The sequence below is a fragment of the Streptomyces sp. NPDC006332 genome (genome assembly GCF_040612855.1).
In the GTDB taxonomy this organism is placed as follows: Bacteria; Actinomycetota; Actinomycetes; order Streptomycetales; family Streptomycetaceae; genus Streptomyces.
The window spans coordinates 1-22,964 of the sequence record NZ_JBEXRA010000061.1 but is presented as its reverse complement, the minus strand read 5'-3'; the positions used below and the strand labels follow the sequence as shown (position 1 = coordinate 22,964).

19 protein-coding genes are annotated in these 22,964 nt (G+C 72.2%); 14 read left to right on the top strand and 5 right to left on the bottom strand.

Translation table 11 applies throughout. The features are described 5' to 3' along the window. Window positions 1–3: 3 nt before the first annotated feature. Together ABZ027_RS36470 and ABZ027_RS36465 are read right to left on the bottom strand one after the other, a co-directional pair. A complete protein-coding gene (locus ABZ027_RS36470; RefSeq protein WP_356776149.1) occupies window positions 4–1,677 on the bottom strand; it encodes an FAD-binding dehydrogenase in 1,674 nt (557 codons plus the stop codon). Window positions 1,678–1,759: 82 nt separating this feature from the next. After that, window positions 1,760–2,386 carry a TetR/AcrR family transcriptional regulator gene (locus tag ABZ027_RS36465; RefSeq protein WP_356776094.1) on the bottom strand — a complete coding sequence of 209 codons (627 nt, stop codon included), beginning with the start codon at window positions 2,384–2,386 and terminating at the stop codon, window positions 1,760–1,762. Window positions 2,387–2,528: 142 nt separating this feature from the next. Here ABZ027_RS36465 and ABZ027_RS36460 point away from each other — a divergent pair, with 142 nt between their 5' ends. The 3 genes from ABZ027_RS36460 (at window position 2,529) to ABZ027_RS36450 (ending at window position 5,495) form a co-directional block, all read left to right on the top strand. Then, on the top strand, window positions 2,529–3,155 hold the full coding sequence (locus tag ABZ027_RS36460) for an alpha-ketoglutarate-dependent dioxygenase AlkB (RefSeq protein ID WP_356776092.1): 627 nt from the start codon (window positions 2,529–2,531) through the stop codon (window positions 3,153–3,155). Window positions 3,156–3,303: 148 nt separating this feature from the next. After that, window positions 3,304–4,050 carry an MBL fold metallo-hydrolase gene (locus tag ABZ027_RS36455; protein ID WP_356776147.1) on the top strand — a complete coding sequence of 249 codons (747 nt, stop codon included), beginning with the start codon at window positions 3,304–3,306 and terminating at the stop codon, window positions 4,048–4,050. A gap of 206 nt (window positions 4,051–4,256) precedes the next feature. Beyond that, a complete protein-coding gene (locus ABZ027_RS36450; protein WP_356776090.1) occupies window positions 4,257–5,495 on the top strand; it encodes a DUF4032 domain-containing protein in 1,239 nt (412 codons plus the stop codon). A 1-nt stretch (window position 5,496) separates the two neighbouring features. Here the strand turns inward: ABZ027_RS36450 and ABZ027_RS36445 are convergent, their stop codons facing one another. Continuing rightward, window positions 5,497–6,369: a universal stress protein gene (locus ABZ027_RS36445; RefSeq protein ID WP_356776088.1), complete on the bottom strand. Its 873-nt coding sequence runs from the start codon at window positions 6,367–6,369 to the stop codon at window positions 5,497–5,499. Between the two features lie 64 nt (window positions 6,370–6,433). Here ABZ027_RS36445 and ABZ027_RS36440 point away from each other — a divergent pair, with 64 nt between their 5' ends. From ABZ027_RS36440 to ABZ027_RS36420, 5 genes are all read left to right on the top strand, one after another. Next, a complete protein-coding gene (locus ABZ027_RS36440; protein ID WP_356776086.1) occupies window positions 6,434–6,787 on the top strand; it encodes a VOC family protein in 354 nt (117 codons plus the stop codon). A gap of 165 nt (window positions 6,788–6,952) precedes the next feature. Beyond that, window positions 6,953–8,629 carry an FAD-dependent oxidoreductase gene (locus ABZ027_RS36435; protein WP_356776084.1) on the top strand — a complete coding sequence of 559 codons (1,677 nt, stop codon included), beginning with the start codon at window positions 6,953–6,955 and terminating at the stop codon, window positions 8,627–8,629. Continuing rightward, window positions 8,626–10,086 carry an ATP-binding protein gene (locus ABZ027_RS36430; protein WP_356776082.1) on the top strand — a complete coding sequence of 487 codons (1,461 nt, stop codon included), beginning with the start codon at window positions 8,626–8,628 and terminating at the stop codon, window positions 10,084–10,086. The genes ABZ027_RS36435 and ABZ027_RS36430 overlap by 4 nt, the downstream gene beginning before the upstream one ends. Then, window positions 10,083–10,445: a UBP-type zinc finger domain-containing protein gene (locus ABZ027_RS36425; RefSeq protein ID WP_356776080.1), complete on the top strand. Its 363-nt coding sequence runs from the start codon at window positions 10,083–10,085 to the stop codon at window positions 10,443–10,445. Before ABZ027_RS36430 ends, ABZ027_RS36425 begins: the two co-directional genes overlap by 4 nt. Window positions 10,446–10,544: 99 nt before the next feature. Then, entirely contained in the window at window positions 10,545–13,517 is a 2,973-nt protein-coding gene (locus ABZ027_RS36420) for an AAA family ATPase (protein ID WP_356776078.1), read from the top strand. 30 nt (window positions 13,518–13,547) lie between these two features. Here the strand turns inward: ABZ027_RS36420 and ABZ027_RS36415 are convergent, their stop codons facing one another. Then, a complete protein-coding gene (locus tag ABZ027_RS36415) occupies window positions 13,548–14,786 on the bottom strand; it encodes an SGNH/GDSL hydrolase family protein (RefSeq protein ID WP_356776076.1) in 1,239 nt (412 codons plus the stop codon). A 275-nt stretch (window positions 14,787–15,061) separates the two neighbouring features. Here ABZ027_RS36415 and ABZ027_RS36410 point away from each other — a divergent pair, with 275 nt between their 5' ends. The 3 genes from ABZ027_RS36410 (at window position 15,062) to ABZ027_RS36400 (ending at window position 19,020) form a co-directional block, all read left to right on the top strand. Beyond that, complete coding sequence (locus ABZ027_RS36410; RefSeq protein ID WP_356776074.1) at window positions 15,062–16,168, top strand: tetratricopeptide repeat protein; 1,107 nt, start codon at window positions 15,062–15,064, stop codon at window positions 16,166–16,168. Continuing rightward, window positions 16,165–17,190 carry a polyprenyl synthetase family protein gene (locus ABZ027_RS36405; RefSeq protein ID WP_356776072.1) on the top strand — a complete coding sequence of 342 codons (1,026 nt, stop codon included), beginning with the start codon at window positions 16,165–16,167 and terminating at the stop codon, window positions 17,188–17,190. Before ABZ027_RS36410 ends, ABZ027_RS36405 begins: the two co-directional genes overlap by 4 nt. A 186-nt stretch (window positions 17,191–17,376) precedes the next feature. Beyond that, complete coding sequence (locus tag ABZ027_RS36400; protein WP_356776070.1) at window positions 17,377–19,020, top strand: serine/threonine-protein kinase; 1,644 nt, start codon at window positions 17,377–17,379, stop codon at window positions 19,018–19,020. Here the strand turns inward: ABZ027_RS36400 and ABZ027_RS36395 are convergent. Continuing rightward, complete coding sequence (locus tag ABZ027_RS36395; RefSeq protein WP_356776068.1) at window positions 19,012–20,457, bottom strand: serine hydrolase domain-containing protein; 1,446 nt, start codon at window positions 20,455–20,457, stop codon at window positions 19,012–19,014. The two genes, ABZ027_RS36400 and ABZ027_RS36395, sit on opposite strands and share 9 nt — an antisense overlap. Window positions 20,458–20,577: 120 nt before the next feature. Here ABZ027_RS36395 and ABZ027_RS36390 point away from each other — a divergent pair, with 120 nt between their 5' ends. The 3 genes from ABZ027_RS36390 to ABZ027_RS36380 all read left to right on the top strand — a co-directional run. Further along, complete coding sequence (locus ABZ027_RS36390) at window positions 20,578–21,549, top strand: LLM class F420-dependent oxidoreductase (protein WP_356776066.1); 972 nt, start codon at window positions 20,578–20,580, stop codon at window positions 21,547–21,549. Between the two features lie 91 nt (window positions 21,550–21,640). Next, entirely contained in the window at window positions 21,641–22,672 is a 1,032-nt protein-coding gene (locus ABZ027_RS36385) for a hypothetical protein (RefSeq protein WP_356776064.1), read from the top strand. 62 nt (window positions 22,673–22,734) lie between these two features. Continuing rightward, window positions 22,735–22,964 (top strand): SsgA family sporulation/cell division regulator (locus ABZ027_RS36380; protein ID WP_356776062.1); only part of this gene is annotated, 230 nt, incomplete at its 3' end.

Sequence of the window (22,964 nt, the reverse complement as noted above, 5' to 3'; positions counted from 1 at the left end):
CCATCAGGCGGTCTGCCGAGCGGCCGCCCGTCCCGCCGCCCGCCCCGAGAAGAGGCAGCCGCCGAGGAACGTGCCCTCCAGCGCGTTGTAGCCGTGGACGCCACCGCCGCCGAAGCCGGCGACCTCGCCCGCCGCGTACAGCCCCTCCAGGGGCTTGCCGTCGGCGCCGAGGGCGCGGGAGTCCAGGTCGGTCTGGATGCCGCCGAGGGTCTTGCGGGTGAGGGTGTGCAGCTTGACACCGATCAGGGGGCCGGCCGCCGGGTCGAGGATGCGGTGCGGGGTGGCGACCCGGCCGAGCCGGTCGCCGATGTAGCGGCGGGCGTTGCGGATGCCCTGCACCTGGGCGTCCTTGCTGTAGGGGTTGGCGATCTGCAGGTCGCGGGCCTCGATCTGGCGCCGGATCCCGGTCGCGTCCAGGAGTGACTTGCCGGTCAGGTCGTTCATCTTCCCGACGAGTTGTTCCAGATTCGAAGCGGTCACGAAGTCCGCGCCCTTGCGCAGGAAGGCGTCAACCGGCCCTGGAGCCCCCTTGCCGAGCACCCGCTCCTTCAGGAAACCGGCGCGGTCCTTGGCGGTGATGTCGGGGTTCTGCTCGGAGCCCGACAGGGCGAACTCCTTCTCGATGATCTTCTGGGTGAGGATGAACCAGAAGTGGTCGTATCCGGCGATGTCCTCGGTGGTGCGCAGGTACTCGAGGGTGCTGAGGGTGTCGTAGCCGGGAAGGCACGGCTCGGGCAGTCGGCGGCCGAGGGCGTCGAACCACATCGAGGACGGGCCCGGCAGGATGCGGATGCCGTGGCCGGGCCAGATCGGGTCCCAGTTGCGCAGCCCCTCGGTGTAGTGCCACATGCGGTCCCGGTTGACCAGACGTACCCCGGCGTCGGCGCTGATGTCGAGCATCCGGCCGTCGACGTAGGCGGGCACGCCGGTGACCATCTCGGCGGGCGGGGTGCCGAGGCGCTCGGGCCAGTGGCGGCGGACCATCTCGTGGTTGGCGCCGATGCCGCCGGTGGTGACGACGACGGCCTGGGCGGTGAGTTCGAAGTCACCGACACGTTCGCGACTGGAGGCGACGCCCCGGGCCGCGTGGTCCTCGGCCAGCACGGTGCCGCGTACCCCGCACGCCGCGCCCTTCTCGACGACCAGTTCGTCGACCTGGTGGCGGTGGTAGAAGGTGAGCAGCCCGTCGCGTGCGGCCTGCTTGGCGTGATCGACGAAGGGCTCCACGACGCCCGTTCCGGTGCCCCAGGCGATGTGGAAGCGGGGTACGGAGTTGCCGTGTCCGTGGGCGGTCAGGTCGCCGCGCTCGGCCCAGCCGACGGTGGGCAGGAACGAGATGCCGTGCCCCTGGAGCCAGGAACGTTTCTCCCCTGCCGCGAACTCGACGTAGGCGCGCGCCCAGCGCACCGCCCAGGAGTCCTCGTCGTCGACGCGGTCGAACCGCGCGCTGCCCTGCCAGTCGTTCCAGGCGAGGTCGAAGGAGTCCTTGATGCCCAGGCGCCGCTGTTCCGGGGAGTCGACGAGGAACAGCCCGCCGAAGGACCAGAAGGCCTGCCCGCCGAGGTTGGCCGCGTTCTCCTGGTCGACCAGCGCGACCCGGCGGCCCCGGCTGGTCAGCTCGTGCGCCGCGACCAGGCCCGCGAGTCCGGCTCCGACGACGATGACGTCCGCATCCATGGCGACCGTTGCCTTTCTCATGGGGTGTCTTGGGGCTTCGGGTGTGTGTTGAGGGGTGTCATTCGGGTGTGGCTCGGGGGTGTCATTCGGGGGTGCCGCCGCCGTCGGTCAACAGGGCGGTGAGCAGCTGTCCCAGCCAGACGCGGGCGCGCTCGACGTCCTTGTCCAGCAGCAGTTGGGTGGTGACTCCGTCGTACGCGGCGACGACCGCGCGGGCCGCGCCGTCGACGTCGCCGAGCGCGGCGGGCAGGGCCGCTGGTCCGGTGGCCCGGGCGAGCCGTTCCTCGATCGCCCGCCGCAGCCGTTCCCGGTGTTCCAGCAGGGTCTGGGCGACGGCCGGATCGCGGGCGGCGTGGACGAGGAAGTCGGTCTTCACCAGCAGCCAGTCCACGTCGAGCAGGAGCACCTCCAGGACCCGCTCCACCGAGGCGGCCACGTCCAGCTCGGGACCGTCCAGGGCCAGCGCCTGCGCCACCTGCTCGGCGATCAGGTCGGCCCGCTGCCGGTAGAGGGCGAAGAACAGCTCGTCCAGGCTGCCGAAGTTGGAGTAGAAGGCGCCCCGGCTGTACCCGGCCGCCTCACAGACCTCCTCGATGGAGACCCGCCCGAACCCCTTGGCGGCGAACACCGCGAACGCCGCGTCCAGGAGGTTGGCCCGGGTGCGGACACGGCGTCTGGTCACGCGTCCGGTCGTCTCCCGCACCGCCATGTCCTGCCCCCGTCCCGTTCGATACGGGAATGTATCCGATACGTCGATGTATCGAAAGCCCCCATATCCCCGCCGGGGCACTCACCCGAGGACCGGGAAGACCTTTTGAACAAAGTTTCGAATATCGAGTTACGCTGATTCCATGACCAGGCACTTCCAGGCTTCCCTCTTCGACCAGAGCGAGCGGCTGAGCCTCGGCCCCCTGGACGGGACCCGCCGGACCGCGCTCGGCGCGGGCGCCTGGATCGACGTGCTGCCCGGATGGCTGAGCGGCTCCGACGCCCTGTTCGAGCAACTGGCCTCCGACGTACCCTGGCGCGCGGAGCGGCGGAAGATGTACGACCACGTCGTCGACGTACCGCGCCTGCTGGCGTTCTACGGCGCGGACGACCCGCTGCCGCACCCCCTGCTGACCGAGGCGCGCGAGGCCCTGTCCGCGCACTACGCCGAGGAACTGGGCGAGCCCTTCAGCACGGCCGGGCTGTGCTACTACCGCGACGGGCGCGACAGCGTCGCCTGGCACGGTGACCGGATCGGACGCGGCGCGCACCAGGACACCATGGTCGCGATCCTCTCCCTGGGCACGCCCCGCGACCTGCTGCTGCGGCCGATGGGAGGCGGGGACACGGTCCGCCGGCCGCTGGGGCACGGCGACCTGATCGTGATGGGCGGCTCCTGCCAGCGGACCTGGGAGCACTGCGTACCGAAGACGACGCGCGCCACCGGGCCGCGCATCAGTGTCCAGTTCCGGCCGCACGACGTGCACTGACTCGTAGGTCGACGCGCCCTCCTCGCGTGCGCGCACTCCTCGCCTGCGCGCCCTTCGCGGTCGGCGTACGGCGGACCCGGCGGCTTCGGCTGCCCCCTGGTCTGCTTTGCTGTCTGCGTCGAGCAGGGACCTCACACGCGGGACGATGATGCGCGCAGATGTGCAGCAAGTAGCCGACGGCGCCTATCTGGTGCACGGCAGCAACACCAACTGGGTGATCCTCACCGAGGGCGACGCCGTGACGCTGGTCGACACCGGCTATCCCGGAGACCGGGAGCAACTCCTCGCCTCCCTCGCGGAGTTGGGCAGTTCTCCGGAGGCCGTCGAGGCCGTGCTGATCACCCACGCCCACAACGACCACCTGGGCTCCGCCGAGTACCTGCGCGGCGGCTACGGCATTCCCGTGTATCTGCACGAGGCCGAAGTACCGCACGCGCGGCGGGAGTTCCTGCACCAGGTCAGCGTCGGGACGGTGGTGAGGAACGGCTGGCGGCCCGGTGTCCTGCCGTGGGCCGTGCACGCGATCCGCTCGGGCGGCACCGCCCATGTCCCGGTCGCCTCCCCCCAGGCGTTTCCCGCGCCGGGCGCGCTCGACCTGCCCGGCCGGCCCGTCCCCGTGCACACGCCCGGCCACACGGACGGACACTGCGCCTTCCACCTCCCGGACCGGGGTGTACTGGTCTCCGGCGACGCCCTGGTGAGCGGCCACCCGACCTCCCGGGCCAAGGGCCCGCAACTGCTGCCCGACATGTTCCACCACGAGCGGCCCCGGGCCGTCGCCTCGCTGGACGTGCTCGCCACGCTGGAGGCGGACCTGCTGCTGCCCGGGCACGGCCCCGTGCACCGCGGTCCGGTCCGTGAAGCGGTACTGCAGGCCAGGGAGCGCGCGCTCTAAGGGGTCCTTTCACTATGAGCGCCCGGTGAGGTCGCGTGGTCTGGTGCCGTGCATCGCAAGGCGCCGGAGCGCCCTCGTGGCGGAGCCACGTGGGTGGTTCGGCAACGCGGCGAGGTGCGGTGCCAGGCCGCGCGACCCGGGCGGGCATAGTGAAAGGACCCCTAAGGTGAGGTGACGATCACCGGCTAAGCGAGGACAGTCCACCCATGGCCCTGCAGATCAGCGCGACCAACCCGGAGCATCCCGCGCTCCTGCTCGAACTGCCCTGGCACCTCCCCCTGGAGGAGTGGCCCGAGGAGTACCTGGTGCCGCTGCCGCGCGGTATCTCCCGCCACGTCGTGCGCTACTCCCGCGCCGGTGACGAGGTGATAGCGGTCAAGGAGCTCGCCGAACGCCCGGCGCTGCGCGAGTACGAGCTGCTGCGGGACCTGGACCGGCTCGGCATCCCCGCCGTGGACCCGCTGGCCGTGGTCACCGGACGCACCACCCCGGACGACGCCCCGCTGGAGTCCGTGCTGATCACCCGGCATCTGGGCGGCTCCATGCCGTACCGGTCGATGTTCGAGACCACCATGCGGCCCGCGACCATGCACCGCCTGATGGACGCCCTGGCCGTGCTTCTGGTGCGGCTGCACCTCGCCGGGTTCGCCTGGGGCGACTGCTCGCTGTCCAACACCCTGTTCCGGCGGGACGCGGGCGCGTACGCCGCCTACCTGGTCGACGCGGAGACCGGCGACCTGCACCCGCAGCTCAGCGCCGGTCAGCGCGACTACGACCTGGACCTGGCCCGGGTGAACATCAGCGGCGAACTGCTCGACCTGGAGGCGTCCGGGGCCCTGCACCCATCGGTGGACCCGATCGAGTTCGGCACGGAGATCTGCGCCCGCTACGGCACCCTGTGGGAGGAGCTGACCCGCAGATCCGTCTACCCGGCGGGCAAGTACCACTTCATCGAGCGCCGGATCCGCCGTCTGAACGACCTCGGGTTCGACGTGGCCGAGATGCAGATCGAGCACTCCTCGAACGGTGACTCGGTCACGTTCGTGCCCAAGGTCGTGGACGCGGGCCACCACCAGCGCCAGTTGCTGCGGCTGACCGGCCTGGACACCGAGGAGAACCAGGCCCGCCGGCTCCTGAACGACCTGGAGAGCTGGATGGCCACCCAGGACGACTACGCCCCGGGCGACCCGCTCGCGGCCCGCCCGGAGGTACTCGCCCACCGCTGGGTCCGGGACGTCTTCCGCCCCACCGTGCGCGCCGTGCCCGTCGAGCTGCGCGGCTCGATGGACGCGGCCGAGATCTACCACGAGCTGCTGGAACACCGCTGGTACCTGTCCGAGCGCGCGCAGCACGACCTGGGGCTGGACTCGGCCGTGGAGGACTACATCAAGAACATCCTTCCCAAGGCCCGGGAGACCCTCCAGCCCAGCCCCGGTACCGACTGACTCAGGCGTGCGGCGCCACGGCCACCGGGCAGCCCGCGTGGTGCAGCACGCCATGGGCCACCGATCCGATACGGGCGCCCACGGCCGTACGGTGGGCACGGCGCCCGACGACCATCAGCTGGGCCCCGGTGGCCACCGACAGCAGCACCTGCCCGGCGCTGCCCATCTCCACGTGCTCGACGACCGGCACGTCCGGGAAGCGGTCCCGCCACGGCCGCAGCGCCGCCGCCAGGGCCTTCCTCTCGTACGGCTCCAGGCCACCGGTCTCGTCGAGGAGTTTGAGCGAACCGGGGCTGTAGGCGAAGACCGGCGGCAGGGTCCAGGCCCGTACCGCGCGCACCGTGGCACCGCGCGCCGCGGCCGTCTCGAACGCGAACCGCAGCGCCTCGGCGCTGTCCTCGGGCTCGCCCTGCTGGCCCACGACGATCTCACGGCCCGCCGCCTCGGCCGCGGGCTCGTCACCGGCGCGCACCAGGACGACCGGCCGGGTGGCCTCGACGATCACCTGCTGGCCCACCGATCCCAGCAGGAAGCCCATGACCCGGCCGTGGCCGCGCGAGCCGAGGACCAGCATCTCGGCCTGTGCCGCGGCGTCGACCAGCGTCTCGGCGTCGGCGCCCTCGATCACGTCGGTGGACACCTCCAGCTCCGGATGGCGTTCGGTGACGGTCCGGGCGGCCTCGCCCACCGCCTCCTTGGCCCAGCCGATCTGGACCTCCGGGTCGATGGCCTCGATCGCGTCGTGCGCCTGGTACCGCCAGGCGTGCACGACCCGCAGCGCCAGCTTGCGGCGGACCGCTTCCCGGGCCGCCCAGGCCAGCGCGGCCAGGCTCTCCTCGGTTCCGTCGACCCCTGCCGTGATCGGGCGCGTCATGCTGTCGGCCTCCCTTTGTCGTAACCCATGCGACCGGTTACCCAGTCTTCACTACGCTGACGACATGGCTTTGGAATGGGAGCAGGTCGTCGTGGACGCCGCCGATCCGACGGCGTTGGGCCGCTGGTGGGCCGAGGCGCTCGGGTGGGTCATCGTGGGCGAGTACCCCGACGAGTACGAGATCCGACCGGAGAAGGACCGCATGCCGGGGCTGCTGTTCGTGCCGGTGCCGGAGGGCAAGACCGTCAAGAACCGTCTCCACCTCGACTTCCGGCCCCAGGACCAGGCGGCCGAGGTGGCTCGCCTGATCGCTCTCGGGGCGCGGCACGCGGACGTCGGCCAGGGCGAGCAGTCGTGGGTGACGCTCGCGGATCCCGAGGGCAACGAGTTCTGCGTGCTCGGCCCGCGGCGCGGCTGACGTCCCGCCCTTCTTGACTCCCCGCGTCCGGCCCTGTGCCGTGAGCGAACCGCTCCAGGTACCCGGAGCGAACCGGGACGATCGAACATACGATGGCCTGGAGTCGGCGCGGTGACCGCAACGTGGGCCACCGTGCCGTCGGTCCGACCTCGGGGTGGGAGACGTATGGCACAGGCCGCGGACGCAGCGCGGACCGTCATCTTGACCGTGGACGACGATCCCGGGGTGTCCCGGGCCGTCGCCCGCGACCTGCGGCGACGCTACGGCGAGTCGTACCGGATCGTGCGCGCGGAGTCCGGCGAGTCCGCGTTGGAGGCACTGCGCGAGCTGAAGCTGCGCGGTGATCTGGTGGCCGTGATCCTGGCCGACTACCGGATGCCGCAGATGAACGGCATCGAGTTCCTGGAGCAGGCCCTGGACGTGTATCCGGGGGCTCGGCGGGTGCTGCTGACCGCGTACGCGGACACGAACGCGGCGATCGACGCGATCAACGTCGTCGACCTCGACCACTACCTGCTCAAGCCCTGGGACCCGCCCGAGGAGAAGCTGTACCCGGTCCTTGACGACCTCCTGGAGTCGTGGCGGTGCAGCGACTTCCGGCCGGTGCCCGCCACCAAGGTGGTCGGACACCGCTGGTCGGCGCATTCGTCGGACGTACGGGAGTTCCTGGCGCGCAACCAGGTGCCGTACCGCTGGTACTCGGCGGACGAGCCGGAGGGGCGGCGGCTGCTGGCGGCGGCCGGACAGGACGGGCAGCGGCTGCCGCTGGTGATCACCCCTGACGGCACCCCGCTGGTCGAGCCGGAGGCACCCGAGCTGGCCGCGCGGGTCGGTCTGGCGACGACCCCCGAGGCGGACTTCTACGACCTGGTCGTCATCGGCGGCGGCCCGGCCGGGCTCGGCGCCGCCGTGTACGGGGCCTCCGAAGGGCTGCGGACGGTGCTCGTGGAGCGGTCGGCGACCGGCGGGCAGGCCGGACAGAGCTCCCGGATCGAGAACTACCTCGGCTTCCCGGACGGCGTGTCGGGAGCGCAGCTCACCGACCGGGCGCGGCGGCAGGCGGCGAAGTTCGGTGCCGAGATCCTCACCGCGCGGCAGGTGACGGGACTGGAGATCAACGGCCCCGCGCGGGTCGTGCGTTTCTCGGACGGCTCGGCCATCGCCGCGCACAGTGTGATCCTGGCGACCGGTGTGTCGTACCGGCAGCTGGCGGCACCGGGCACCTCGGACCTGACCGGCTGCGGGGTGTTCTACGGTTCGGCACTGACCGAGGCGGCCTCCTGCCAGGGCCATGACGTGTACATCGTGGGCGGCGCCAACTCCGCCGGGCAGGCCGCGATGTACCTGGCGCGGGGCGCGAAGTCGGTGACGCTGCTGGTGCGCGGGGCGTCGCTGTCGGCGTCGATGTCGTACTACCTGATCCAGCAGATCGAGGAGTCGCCGAACATCTCGGTGCGCTGCGGGACGGTCGTGGAGGCCGCGCACGGCTCCGAGCACCTGGAGCAGCTCACGCTGCGCGACGTGGAGAGCGGGCGGACCGAACTCGTCGACGCGCAGTGGATGTTCGTGTTCATCGGAGCGGCCCCGCTGACCGACTGGCTGGACGGCGCGGTGCTGCGCGACGAGCACGGGTTCATCCTGGCCGGTCCCGATCTGACTCCCGACGGGCGGCCACCGGCCGACTGGGAGCTGGACCGGCCGCCGTACCACCTGGAGACCAACATCCCGGGCGTGTTCGTCGCGGGCGACGCCCGGGCCGAGTCCGCGAAGCGGGTCGCGTCCGCCGTCGGAGAGGGAGCCATGGCCGTGATGCTCGTACACCGGTATCTGGAGCAGTCGTGAGCGGACAGCCGATGCCGTGCAACCCGCGGGAGGTCGGGTCACTGTTCCTGTTCGAGAAGCTGTCCTCCGAGCAGCTCGGACAGCTGTGCGCCGAGGGGCGGGTGGAGAAGTTCGAGCCCGGTCCGGTCTTCACCGAGGGCGAGCCCGCCACCTGCTTCTACGTGATGATCGAGGGTACGGTCGTGCTCTCCCGGCGGGTCGGCGGCGACGACGTGGAGGTCACCCGGACCTCCCAGCGCGGGGTCTACTCGGGGGCCATGCAGGCGTACCTGGGTGACCGGGTGCCCCAGGTGTACGTCAACTCGATGCGGGTCACCGAGCCGACGCGGTTCTTCGTGGTGCCCGCGGAGACGTTCGCGGACTTCATGCAGGAGTGGTTCCCGATGGCGGTGCACCTGCTGGAGGGACTGTTCTTCGGATCGAAGAGCACCCAGCGGGCCATCGGACAGCGTGAACGGCTGTTGGCGCTGGGCTCGTTGTCGGCGGGACTCACGCACGAACTCAACAACCCGGCCGCGGCGGCCGTGCGGGCGACCGCGACCCTGCGGGAACGCGTGGGCAAGATGCGGCACAAGCTCGCCGTCATCACCCAGGGCTCCTACTCCCCCGAGGTCCTGGCGAACCTCATCGACATCCAGGAACGCACCGCCGAACGGGTCGCCAAGGCCCCCACGTTGAGCCCACTGGAGGCCTCCGACCGGGAGGACGCCCTCACGGACTGGCTCGACGACCACGGCATCGCGGACGGCTGGCGGATCGCGCCCACCTTCGTGCAGGCCGGTCTCGACGCCGACTGGCTGGACCAGGTGGCGGCCGCCGTCGACGAGGAGGTTCTGCCGAACGCGATCGGGTGGCTCAACTACACCGTCGAGACCGAGCTGTTGATGGACGAGATCAACGACTCCACCAACCGCATCTCCCATCTCGTCGACGCCGCGAAGCAGTACTCGCAGCTGGACCGGGCCCCCTACCAGGTCGCCGACGTGCACGAACTCCTCGACAGCACCCTGCTGATGCTGTCCGGCAAGATCGGCCCGCGGATCAAGGTGGTCAAGGAGTACGACCGTACGGTCCCGAAGGTGCCCGCCTACCCGGCGGAGCTCAACCAGGTGTGGACCAACCTGATCGACAACGCGGTCCATGCCGTCAACGGCGCGGGCGGAGAGGGGACGTTGACCGTACGGACGGCCCTCGACAACGACCGGCTGCTGGTGGAGTTCCGGGACACCGGGCCCGGTGTGCCCGCGGAGATCCGCGACCGCATCTTCGACCCCTTCTTCACCACCAAGCCGGTGGGCGAGGGCACCGGACTCGGCCTGGACATCTCCTGGCGGATCGTCGTCAACAAACACCACGGTTCCCTCCAGGTCGAGTCCGAGCCGGGCGACACCCGCTTCCAGGTCCTGCTGCCGCTCACCGCCGCGGGCCCCGACACACCCTCCGAGGAGACCGTATGACCAGCGACAACCCGATCGACGGCCTCGACCCCGCCGCCCCGCCGAGCGGCGCCGGATGCGTGGAGTGCGACGCGGCCGGCGGCTGGTGGTTCCATCTGCGGCGCTGCGCGCAGTGCGGGCACGTCGGCTGCTGTGACTCCTCCCCCGCCCAGCACGCGACCGGCCACTACAAGACCACCGGGCATCCCTTGGTGCAGAGCTTCGAGCCCGGCGAGGGCTGGTACTGGAACTACGCGACGAGCGAGCTGTACGAGTCGGGGCCGGATCTCGCGCCGCCGGCGAGTCATCCGGCGGACCAGCCCACGCCGGGCCCCGCGGGGCGGGTGCCGGCCGACTGGACTCGGTCGCTGCGGCAGTGAGCGCCCGGCCCGGCGTCCTCGCCGTCCGGCGCGGGCGCCCTCGGCCACCGTAGCTCTGTCACTGCCGGCTCTGGCAGTGCCGCGTGCCAGGATGGATCCGTGCCGACGATCTCAGACACCGCCCCGCTCATCGGCCGGGATGACGAACTCGCCCGTCTCACCGGTGTGCTGGAGCGTGCCCGGGGTGGTGAGCCCCGGGCGGTGCTGGTCGCCGGGGACGCGGGCGTGGGCAAGACCCGGGTGCTGGCGGAGATCGCCCAACGCGCCGACCGCGCCGGGATGACGGTGCTCACCGGGCACTGCGTCGACCTCGGCGACGTGGGTCTGCCGTATCTGCCGTTCACCGAGGTCCTGGGGCTGCTCGCGGCCGACGAGCGGTTCGCGGACGTTCTCGCCGCGTATCCGGTGGTGGACCGGCTGCTGGGCGGCGGCACGGACACGGCTCGGGACACCGGGGGCCGGCTGCGGCTGTTCGAGGGCATCGCGGGGCTGCTGGCCGCCGTCTCGGACATCGCCCCGCTGCTGCTCGTCCTGGAGGACCTGCACTGGGCCGACCAGTCCTCCCGTGACCTGCTGCGGTTCCTGCTCAGCCGGGGCATCCTCCACCGGTCGGCGGGCGGTGCGCCCACCCATCGGCTGGCGGTGTTCGCCTCCTACCGGGCGGACGACCTGCACCGCCGTCACCCGTTGCGTCCGCTGCTGGCGGAGCTGGTGCGGCTGCCCGCCGTGGAGCGGCTGGAGCTGCGGCCCATGACCGATCCCGAAGTCGCCCGTCTGGTCCGCGCGTTGTGGTCCAGTCCGCTGCCGGACGCCACGGTCCGGCGGATCGTCGAGCGCGCCGAGGGCAACGCATTCTACGCGGAGGAACTGCTCGCGGCCACCGACACGGAGGCCGGGGGCGTTCCCAGCGGCCTCGCGGACGTCCTGCTGATCCGCTTCGAGCAGCTCTCCGACACCGCCCAGCAGGTGCTGCGCACGGCCGCGGTGGCGGGTCGCCGGGTCGAGCACGACCTGCTGCGGGACGCGGTCGGTCTTCCCGAGGACGCGCTGGAGTCGGCCCTGCGGGAGGCGATCGGGCGGCAACTGCTGGTGCCCGGCCACGGCGACACGTACGCCTTCCGGCACGCCCTGGCCCGCGAGGCGGTCTACGCCGATCTGCTCCCCGGGGAACGGGCCCGGCTGCACGGCGCGTTCGCCCGGCTGCTCAGCGGGCGGGGCCGTCCCGCCGAGAGCGCGGCGGAGCGGGCCCACCACTACCGCGAGAGCCATGACCTGGCCCAGGCGCTGGCGGCCTCGTTGGAGGCGGCCGGGCACGCGCAGTCGCTCGGCGCGCCCGCCGAGGAACTGCGGCACCTCGAAGCCGCCCTGGACCTGTGGTCGGCGGTGGAGCCGTCCGCTCGGCCCGCGGACGAGGGCGCCGACCGGGTGACGCTCACCCTGCGCGCCTCGGCGGCGGCCGCGCACGCCGGCCAGGCGCACCGGGCGGTCTCCCTCACCCGCGCCGCGCTCGCGGGCGTCGGACAGGACGCGGACTCCGAACTGGCCGCCCGGGTCCGGTACACGCTCGCCGGGAACCTGATCGGTGTCGACAGCCTGACGGCGGCGTTCGAGTACAGCAGCGAGGCGCTCGCCATGATCCCGGCCGAACCCCCGTCGCGCACCTGGGTGTGGGCGGCGGCCACCCATGTGCTGGCGGCACGCCAGGTCGGGGAGTACGACACGGCGCGACGGATCGCCCTGCAGGCGCTGAACGTCGCGGAACGGCTGGACGTGACCGACGCACGGGCCGACCTGCTGATCTCGCTGGCAGGCCTGGAAGGCGGAGGCCGCCGGACGCCGGAGGGCCGGGAGCGGCTGCGGGAGGCCCGGGATCTCGCGCGCGGCTCGGGCAACGCGCCGGTGGAACTGCGTGCCCTGTTCAATCTGGCCGTGGGCTGTTTCGAGTCCGCCGACCTCGACGAGTGCCTGCCCTGGCTCACCGAGGGGCTGGACCGGGCCCGCCGTGCGGGCCTGCTCTCCTCGCCGTACCCGTTGGAGATGCGCTATCTCCGGCTGCTGGTGCTGTACACACTGGGTCGCTGGGAGGAGTGCGTGGACGCGGCGGCCGCGGACGCCGAGGTGCTTCCGGCGGCCGGCGCGTACACGGCCGGGCCCGCGCTGTACGTGGCACTGGCACGCGGTGACCGCACGGCCGCCGACCGTGCCGAGGCCCTGTTGGAGGGGCCGTTCGACTGGATGAGCACGCTGGTCGCGGGCATCGTGCTGACCGACGCGGCGGCACAACGGGGTGCGCCGGAGGCCGCCGTCGAGCGGATGCGCTCCATCGTGGCGGCCTTCACCGACGTCGCGGGCACACCGCCGTACGTCACGGTGCGGCTGGCCGCCCTCGCCCTGTCCGCGGTCGCCGACCGGGCCGCCACGCTGCGTGTGAGTGGCGACGAGGTCGAGACGCGCCGCTGGACGGACACCGCGACCGAACTGCGCGATCTCGCCCGGCTGTCCGCCGCGCACGGTGAGAACGGCACCCCGCAGGGGCCGGAGGGGCAGGCGTGGCTGGCCCGGGCCGAGGCGGAGTGGGCGCGGGCGGTGGCCGGGCCGGACGCGGCCGCCTGGGAAAGGGCGGTCGCCGCGTTCGAGTTCGGTGACGTGTACGAGCGGGCGCGGTGCCAAGTGCGGTTCGCCGAGGCCCTGTTGACGGACGAGCGGCGCGAGGAGGCGGGCGTCGCGGCCCTGGAGGTGCGGGCGACGGCCGTCCGGCTGGGCGCCACACCTCTGCTGGAGCAGGTGGACGCCCTGATCCGCCGTGGACGTCTGGCGCAGGCTCCGGCCGCCGACGCCCGCACCACGATCCTCACCTCCCGCGAGCAGGACGTACTGGGGCTTCTCGCTCTCGGCCGCAGCAACCGGCAGATCGGCGAGGACCTGTTCATCAGCGCCAAGACGGCCAGCGTCCATGTCTCCAACATCCTCGCCAAGCTGGGCGCGGCGAGCCGCACGGAGGCGGTGGCGGTCGCCTACCGGCAGGGGCTGATCAGTCCGGAGCGGAGCGGATCCGGGCCCGGATCGTCCTGAGTCACGGCTCGTGACCGCTCTGGGGCCGGGTCATGGCTTCGGGGCAGGGTCCGTATTTGGGTCCGGGTCGGCGCAGTCGAGGCTCTTCAGGTCGACGGCGTCGGCCATCGCCCGCATTCCCCTGTCGTTGGGGTGGATATGGTCGCCGCCGTCGAAAGCGGGCAGGATCCGTGCGGGGTCACGGGGGCTCCGCAGGACGCGGTCGAAGTCGGTGACGGCGTCGAACTCGCCGCTGGTCCTGATGAAGGTGTTGACCTCCTGGCGTACGGCTTCGGCGTCCTGGTCCCATTCGGACCAGCCCTTGAAGGGGCCGACGGTGGCTGCGACGACGCACTTGCCGGCCGCGTGCGCACGCTGGACGAGTTCCTCGTAGCCGTCGGTCAGGTCCTCGGCGGTGACGTCGGTGTGGGCCTTGAGGTCGTTGACGCCCTCGAAGAGGAACACGGTCCGGACGCCGGGCTGGGACAGCACGTCCCGGTCGAGTCGGTCGAGTGCGCTCGGTCCGGACCCGTCCGCGAGGACCTTGTTGCCCGCGATGCCCTCGTTGGCGACGCCCTTGATGCCGGTGTCCGCGCGTTGCAGGCGGCGGGCGAGGTAGTCCGGCCAGCGGCGGTTGCGGTCGGGGGTCGAATGCCAGCCGTCCGTGATGGAGTCGCCGAGGGCCACGACGGCTCGGGTTCCGCGGCTCGCCCGCAGGGAGACCGCGTCGAGGTAGAACCAGGAACCGGTGCCCTTCGTCCAGGAGGCGGCGCTCTCCTCGGCGGTGTGGTCGCCCGAGGTGACGTAGGACGTCTGCATGCCCAACCAGTGGCCGGTCACCGGACCGGCCGCGTCGGGTGTGTGGATGCTGACCGCCAGGTCGCTCGCGGCGGGCAGGTGACCGGGCAGCGGATCGCTGAGCACGGCCTGTCCGGCGGGGACGGTGACGGAGCGCGCCCCGCCGAAGGTCAGCCGCCGGTTGCTGCCGCGGACCAGTTCGGCGCCCGTCCTGCGGAGGCCGGCGTAGACACTGTCGAAGGTCACGGGCCGGTCCCCGAAGGCGTTGGAGAGCCGGATCCGGGCGTCGTGGCCCGCGACGCTGGTGTGCACCACGAGCCGGTAGCCGCGGTCGGCCACGGCCTCACCGACCCGGTAGGCGCTCGCCCCCCAGGTGATCACGCCGGCCGGGGGGTGGATCGCCCCGGTCCGCAGGGACGTGGACTGGCAGGCACTGGCGAACAGCAGCGCCGCGGCCACCGAGCCCAGCTTCGCGGTGAACCGGGCGGTCATCGTGCGAGGTCCTCCAACGTGACGGGCTCTTCGGGCTGCGGGCGCACGGAGTGGACCCTACCCGCGTACGCCGCCGAGCCCCAAGGCAGAGCCATTACACCCAGCCGCAGTGATGTGATCTATGCCGCACAGGCAACCCCGAAGTTCGCCCCGCCGTCTTGATCGGCAACAGACGAGGCCGCGGCCCGGTGGGCCGGGGCAGGACCCCCACGCGCTATACACCTCATGTATACATCATGTGTAGACATGGCGGGCATGGCGACCGAGAGGCAGGCATGTACGGCAAGGCATTCGCCCCGGAGTACCAGGGCGCCCTCACCACCCTGTCAGTGAACTCCTCGCTGACCGAGGTACTGGCCGCCGGCACCGAACAGTTGCGGGCCGCGGAACGGGCGGGGCAGCACGGGGAGGCCGCGCGCTGTGGGCTCGCGGTCGCCGAGGCGCACCGACGGCTCGGCCGGATCGGGGAGGCCGACCGGGCCTGGAAGGCGAGCTACCGCGCGGCCCGTCAGGCCGGGGACACCGCGGCGATGGCCTGGGCGCTGTGGAGCGGCGGCACCCTGGCCCGCCAGCGCGGCGCGTTCGTCCTGGCCCGGCGTCTGCTGGAACTGGCGGCGGAACTCGGCGAACGCGGCGGTGACATCGTCGTCCGCGGCTACTCGCTGGCGGGACTCGCCGAGACCGGACGCATCCAGGGCGACTACGAGGCGGTGGGCCGGCTGCACGAGCAGTTGCTGGCCGAGGCCCGGCGGCGGGGCGAGGCCCGGCACACCGTGTGGGCGCTGGAGGGCATAGCGCAGATCCACCGCAACACCGGCTCCCTCGACACGGCGTACGACCTGTTCGAGGAGGCGGCCGAGATAGCCGCACGCGCCGACGACCGGCGCGGACACGCCTGGGCGCTGCGCGGGCTCGCCGACGTGGTCTCCGTGCGCGACGGGGACACGGAGCGCGCGCTCGGCCTGCTGTCCGAGGCGGAGGAGACCTGCCGCGCGATGAAGCTGTCCAGCGCGCTGGCGTACAACCACAAGATGCGCGGCAACGTCCTGTACCGCGCCGGGCGTCACGCCGAGGCCCGGGACTGCTACGAGCTGGCGCTCGCGGAGTTCCGTGACATGAGCGAGCCGCGCGGCACGGCGCTGGCGCGGCTCGGTCTGGCCAAGTCCCGGGCCCGCCTGGGCCGCGACCGCGCCGAGACCGCCGCCGAACTGTCCGACCTGGCCGGCACCCTGGAGCGGCTCGGGCTGCGGCATGCCAGGGAGATGGTGGCGCGGGCACAGCAGGAGTTCGGCGTCCAAGCCGACCCACCGGAGCACTCGGCGGTGGTGTCACACGGACAGCCGCTCGAAGCGTTCGGCGCACCGGCCCAGGCCGTACGGTGACGGCGCTGACGGCGGCGGTCGCCGCCCCCGAGGTCCTGGACCGTTGTCGGGGCCTGGTGCGGCCCGCGCTCCAGGAGGCGGTCGGGCGACTGCACCCGTGGGTGGGCGAGATGGCCGGGTACGCGTTCGGCTGGTGCGAGGTCGGAGGTGAGCCCACCCGGGCCACCGGCGGCAAGGGGGTGCGCCAGGCGCTGGCCGTGCTCGGGGCCGAGGCCGTCGGCGCGCCCGGACGGGCCGGGGTCCCCGCGGCGGTCGCGGTGGAACTGGTGCACACCTTCTCCCTGTTGCACGACGACATCATGGACGGCGACGCGGCCCGGCGACGCCGGCCGACCGTGTGGAAGGCGTACGGCACGGGCCCGGCGGTCCTCGCGGGCGACGCGCTCTTCGCGCTGGCCGTCGAGACCCTGGCCGGCACGTCGGCGGGCCCGGAGGCGCTGTGCCTGCTGTCCGTGGCGCTGGGCGACCTGGTGCGCGGCCAGGCCGACGATCTGCTGCTCGCCGCGCGTCCCTGGGCGGGGCCGCATCGCGTGCGGACGGTCGAGTACCGCACGACGGCTGAGCACAAGACCGGTGCCCTGCTGGGCTGCGCGGCCGCGCTGGGGGCCCTGCTCGGCGGCGGGCCGCCCGCCGTGGTCACCGCGCTCGACCGGGCCGGACGGCATCTGGGGGTCGCGTTCCAGATCGTCGACGACGTGCTGGGCATCTGGGGCGACCCCGCCGTCACCGGCAAGCCCGTGCACGGGGACCTCCGGGAGCGGAAGAAGACGTTCCCTGTTCTGTCCGCGCTCGACTCCCCTTCCCCCGTGGCCGGTCGGCTGGCCGCCCTGCTGGAATCCGACGCGGAGCCCGCGCGGGTCGCCGCGCTGATCGAGGAGGCGGGTGGCAGGTCGGCCGCGCTGGCCGAGGCCCGGCGGCACATCGCCGCCGTGGAGGTGCTGTTGGCCGAGACGCCCCTGGAACCGGCGGCCGGCGGCGATCTGCGGTCCCTGCTGGACTTCCTGGTGCGACGCGATCTCTGAGAGCGGGCCGCCGCCGACCCGGCCGTGTCAACCTCGTTCAGTGACCGTGCAGTTCTCCTGACCTGTCATACAGCAGTTGAACAAAAGGGAAGCAATGCACTTCAGTCGCGAATTCATTGAACGCACCCCGTCGTACCCCTCGTACCTCTGTGAAAGGTGAGAGCCAGGGGTTCAGCGAGGGATGACATGGTCAAGGCGCACGTGTCCACACACGAGTTGGTCGCCGGAAGGTACCGGCTCCTGGAGGTCGTCCACCGCGAAACCAACCGCGTCTGCTGGTACGGCGAGGACCTCGGGGCCGGGCGGCCCCGTCTCCTCACCCAGATCGGACTGCCGGCCGACCTGGACGGGGAGGGTGCGCGCCGGGCCACCGCCCGTGTCATCCGGATGGCGGAGACCATGGGCCGGGTGTGTCCGGGCCAGGTCGCGGAGGTGATCGACGCCGTCGTGGAGTACGGCAACCTGTGGGTCGTCACCGAGTGGATCGACGGCGTGCCGCTGACGGAACTCATCACCCAGCAGGGCGCGTTCACCTACGCCCGGGCGGCACGCATCGCCTTGGAGGTGCTCGACGTGCTGGAGGCCGCGCACGGTGAGGGCATCACGCACGGCGAGCTCAGTCCCGGCCAGGTGTTCGTGAGAGACCAGGGTGCCGTCGTCCTCACCGGCTTCGGGCTGACCGGCGCGACCCTGGCGCCCCGGATCACCGCACCGTCGTACGCCTCGCCCGAGCAGGCCCGCGACGAACGCATCGGGCCGGCCGCCGACCTGTGGGCGCTCGGGGCGATGCTGTACACGATGCTCGAGGGCCGGCCGCCGTTCCGCGACCGGGACCGGCCGGAGGCCACGTTGCGCGGGGTGGACCGGCTTCCGCTGCGCAGCCCCGTGCACGCCGGACCGCTCGCCCAGACCGTGCAGGGGCTGCTGCGGAAGAACTCCCGGGAACGGCTGACCCGCCAGGTGGTCCGCGAGGCTCTCACCCGGGTCCTGAACGAGGATCCGCAGGCCGCCCTGCGGGCGCTGCCCAAGCCCCGTCTGCGCGGCCTGTACCAGACCGGCCCGGTGTGGAGTCGCCGGACCATGGTCGCCGGGACCGCCCTGGCCGTCGTGACGGTGTCCGTCGCGGTCCTCGCCGTGACCCGCCAACTGCCGGGCACCGACTCCGACTCCGGCAGTGCGGCGTCCCGGCCGCCCGCCTCGACCCCGGCCACCGAGGGACAGAGCTCCCCGCCGCCCAGTACACCGGCACCCACGAAGGACACGTCCGCCGCTCCGACCCCCACCAAACCGACGCCCACCGCCACACCGACGCGCACGCCGCCCCCGTCCCCTTCCCCCTCCCCTTCCGGGAACGCGCTCCCCGCCGGATTCAGCGTGTACCGGTCACCGGAGGGCTTCTCCGTGGCGCTTCCGGCGGGCTGGAAGGCGCTGAACACCTCGCGCACGGGCGACCTGTCGTACCGCGTGACCTTCGGAAAGGACGACGACCCGCGCACGCTCGCCGTCACCTACAGCGAACGGGTGGGCCCTGACCCCGTCGCGGTCTGGCGCGACGACGTCCAACCGGGTCTGCAGCAGGCGGACATCGGCTTCAGGCGAATCGGCGAGATCCGCGCCACGACCTACCAGGGGCGTAAGGCCGCCGACATGGAATGGCTCGCCGACGACCCTCACGGCACCCAGTCGCGCACGTTCGGCCGCGGTTTCCTCATCGGTGAGAGCCGCAGCTTCTCCCTGCGCTGGACCACACCGGCCGCCGACTGGAACGACTCCGCGAACCGGCAGGCCCTCGACACCTTCCTGAGAACGTTCCGGCCGACCTCAGACTGAGCCGCGCGGCGCCCGCGTCGAGCGCAGCGGCGCCGGTTGCAGCGGCCGGGTGCGCCAACGCGCCGTGAAGGTCCGGTCCTTCAGTGAGCAGCTCACCGCCAGGCGATGGGGCGTCTCCAGGAAGGCCACCTCGACGACGAGCGTCTCCACGTCGGTCCAACCCCCGCCGACCGCGACGGGCACCGGCTCGTCGACCACGGCCCAGTCCCCCTCCCCAAGCGGCAGTTCCAGCCGGTGGCCGTCCTCGACGAGCGTCACCCGCCAGTCGCTCCCGGTCGCCGAGACCCGCACCCGTGCCTCGCCCCACAAGTTCGCGCGGGCCTCCTCGTCCGGCGCGAACTCGGCGCCGGACCAGGCCTGCGCCCGCTCCGGCGGGACCGGGGCGCCCGGGACGGGCGGCAGCGCGAGCGCTGCCAGGCGCCCGGCCAGCGCCGCGTCTTCCTCTCGCCGCCCGTGCGGCGGTTCGGCTCCGAAAGCCGGGAGCAGATGTTCCCAGACCAGGTCCGTGACCTTGTGCATGTCCGTGCTCTGCGAGGTCATCGCGACCACGGCGTCGTACTCGGGCAGCACCAGACAGAACTGTCCGTAGGCCCCGTCCCCGCGGTATCCGTGCCGGGACCTCCAGAACTGCAGGCCGTAGCCCTGCTGCCAGTCCGACAGCGCGCCCTCGGGTGTGCCGTCGGCGGTCGTGATGTGCGCGCGGGTGGCCTCGGCCACCCAGCCCTCGGGCAGCACGCGCTCTCCCTCCCACACCCCGTCCCGCAGATACAGCTGCCCGAGCCGGGCGATCGCGTCGGTGGTGGCGTGCAGCCCGCTGAAGCCCAGCTCGCGCCCCGACCGGTCGCGTGTCCACGCCACCTCGCCGATGTCGAGCGGATCCAGCAGCCGCGGCCGCAGATACTCGGTCAGCGACTGCCCGGTGACGCGCTGGATGATGGCGCCGAGCGTGTAGGTGGTGGGCTGGCTGTAGGCGAAGACGGTCCCCGGATCGCGGTCCGGAGGCAGCAGCAGGAAGCCGCGGACCAGGTCCTCCGGATCGAGCGCGCGGGCCCCGTCCAAGGCCTCGGCGACATGTCCGGCCGCCATCGACGCCACGTGCCGGACCAGCATCGCGCGGCTGCGCGGGTCGGTGATGTCGGCGTCGAGCTCCGGGAAGTACGAGATCACCGGGTCGTCCAGCCGTATCAGCCCCTCGGCGACGGCGAAGGCGGCGGCGGTCGCCGTGAAGCTCTTGCTGAGCGAGTAGAGGTGGTGGACGCGCCCGGGGCCGTACGGCGCCCACCAGCCGGCCGCGACCACATGGTCGTGTCGCAGGATCATCAGGCTGTGCGGCTCGATGCCCGGGGCGGCTTCCAGGGCGTCGAGGAAGCCGTGGATGCCGGAGGCTGCGACCCCCTGGGCGGCGGGGGCGCTGGTGGGCAGGGCGCGAGTGGTCATGGGGGCATCCTCTCCCGGTGGGGCGCCGTGATCGAGGGGGCATCCTCCCCGTCGGGCACCGTGATCGAGGGGGCGGCGATCGGTCCGTTTTCCCTGCCGCTGACCGGGGACCCGGCCGTTATGGTGCAAATCGGCTACACGATGATGACCGAACAAGCCGGCCCCCGTGACCTGGTCGACCACCTGGTCCGGGCCGAGGAGGCGGGTTTCGACTTCTCGGTGACGTCGGACCACTACTTCCCGTGGCTGCGCGCGCAGGGTCACTCGCCGTACGCGTGGAGTGTGCTGGGAGCCGCCGCCCAGGCGACGTCCCGCATTCCGCTGATGACGTACGTGACGTGTCCGAGCTTCCGCTACCACCCCGCGGTGGTGGCGCAGAAGGCGGCCACGATGCAGCTGCTGTCCGAGGGCCGGTTCCGGCTGGGGCTCGGCTCCGGGGAGAACCTCAACGAGCACGTGGTGGGCGGCGGTTGGCCGTCGGTCGACGTACGGCACGAGATGCTCGAAGAGGCGGTGGAGATCATCCGCGAGCTCTTCGAGGGCGGCCATGTGAACCGGCGCGGTACGCACTTCGACGTCGAGTCGGCCCGTCTGTGGGACCTGCCGGACCAGCCGCCGCCGATCGGCATCGCCGTCTCCGGTGAGCGGTCCTGCTCCCTCGCGGGCCGGCTGGCGGACCTGGTGATCGCGACCGAGCCCAAGGCGGGCCTCCTGGACGCCTTCGACCGGCACGGCGGCCAGGGCAAGCCGCGGGTGGGCCAGCTGCCGGTGTGCTACGACCCGGACCGGGACACGGCGGTCAAGCGTGCCCACTCCCAGTTCCGCTGGTTCGGCAACGGCTGGAAGGTCAACTCCGAGCTGCCGCACCCGGATTCCTTCGAGTCGGCCACCCAGTTCGTCACGCCCGACGACGTCGCCGCCTCGATCCCGTGCGGCGACGACCCGGAGGACTTCGTCGAGGCGGTACGGCCGTACGCCGAGGCCGGGTTCACCGAGATCGCCCTGGTGCAGATCGGCGGCGAGTCCCAGCCCGCGTACCTGGACTGGTCGGCGAAGACGCTGCTGCCCGCGCTGCACGACGCACTGGGCTGACGGCACGGGAGCTGCCTGGGCGCCGGCGGGAGTGCAATAGGCTTCCGCCCGCACCAGCGCAGTTCTACCAGCCTGCCCAGGAGAGTCACCCGTGACACTGTCGATCGTCCCGTCCGAGACGTCCCCCGTGCCCCTGTCCGACCTCGTGGCGCGGGACGCGCGCGAGTTCGGCGTCTACGCGCGCACCGGAGGCTGGGCCTTCGGCCTGATGGTGGCGCGCAGCGTGCGGCCCGGCGGCCAGGGCGCGGACGAGACGGCGAAGGTGTCGGCGAAGGAGTTCGCCGAACTGGCCGGCTGCTCGCCCGAACGTGTCATGCGCTACTACAAGGCGTGGGACCGGGCCGCGGACGACGGCCTGGTCCCGCAGTTCGAGGCGCTGACGCCCGGCCAGGAGGTGGAACTGCCGGACGCCGACGTGTGGCTCGGCTACTACGTCTCCCGCAACAGCGCCACCTCCGAGCGGGGCACCGCCATCACGGAGGCGGCCGAGGCCGAGGGCATCCGGCCGACCAAGGCGCTGGAGGTCGCCGAGAACCCGACCGCGCTGCGCGCCGCGATCCTCGCCGACCCCTCCACCGCCCGGGCGGCCCGCCAGGCCCTGCTTGACCGGGTCCGTGAAGACCCCGAGCTGCAGGCCGAGTGGGCCCGGGACGTGGTGCGCACCGACGACCTGAAGAAGGCCGTCGCCAGTGAGAGCAGGTCCGCCGACCGGATCGGATACGTCCGCCAGATCGCCGAGTCGGGCCAGGTCAAGACCCCCGCGGGCCAGACCATCGACGCGCCCGTCGACGTCCGTCAGGAGGCGGAACGGCACCTGTCCCTGCTCGACGAGCTGGAGGAGGACGAGGACGCCGGCGAGTGGGCCTCGGAGGCCTACGACACGATGAAGTCGCTCGTGGTCGAGGCGGTGGAGTCCGATCCCGAACTGCGCGTCCAGGAACGGCGGACGAAGTTCTACAGCAGCCTCCAGCGGGCGACCAAGGTCTTCGAGGAGCTGACCTTCGACGACGCCCAGGAGTTCTACGAGGACGACATGGTCCAACAGCTGGAGGAACTGCAGCGAGCCATCGCCTCCTGCATCACCTCGCTGCGCGGAGCGCGAGGGAATCACCCGGAGAGCTGAGCATCTTGCGCCTGACGGGGGTACTAGAGGTCTCTATGACAGTTCTCCCCGGAGGCCTTCTCGTGAACTCGTTCGTCCACAAGACGCTCGTCGTGCAGCTCCAGGCGGGCGCCGCCGAACGCTGCCCGGTGCTCGCCCATCTCAGCTACGACGCGGCGGACCCGTTCGCCGTCACCGCGGTCTTCAGCCACGACGGCCGGGTCCTCGCGCGGTGGCGGCTGGACCGGGAGATGCTCACCGAGGGCCTGCGCAGGCGGGTCGGGGTGGGGGACGTGCGGATGCGGCCGGCCTC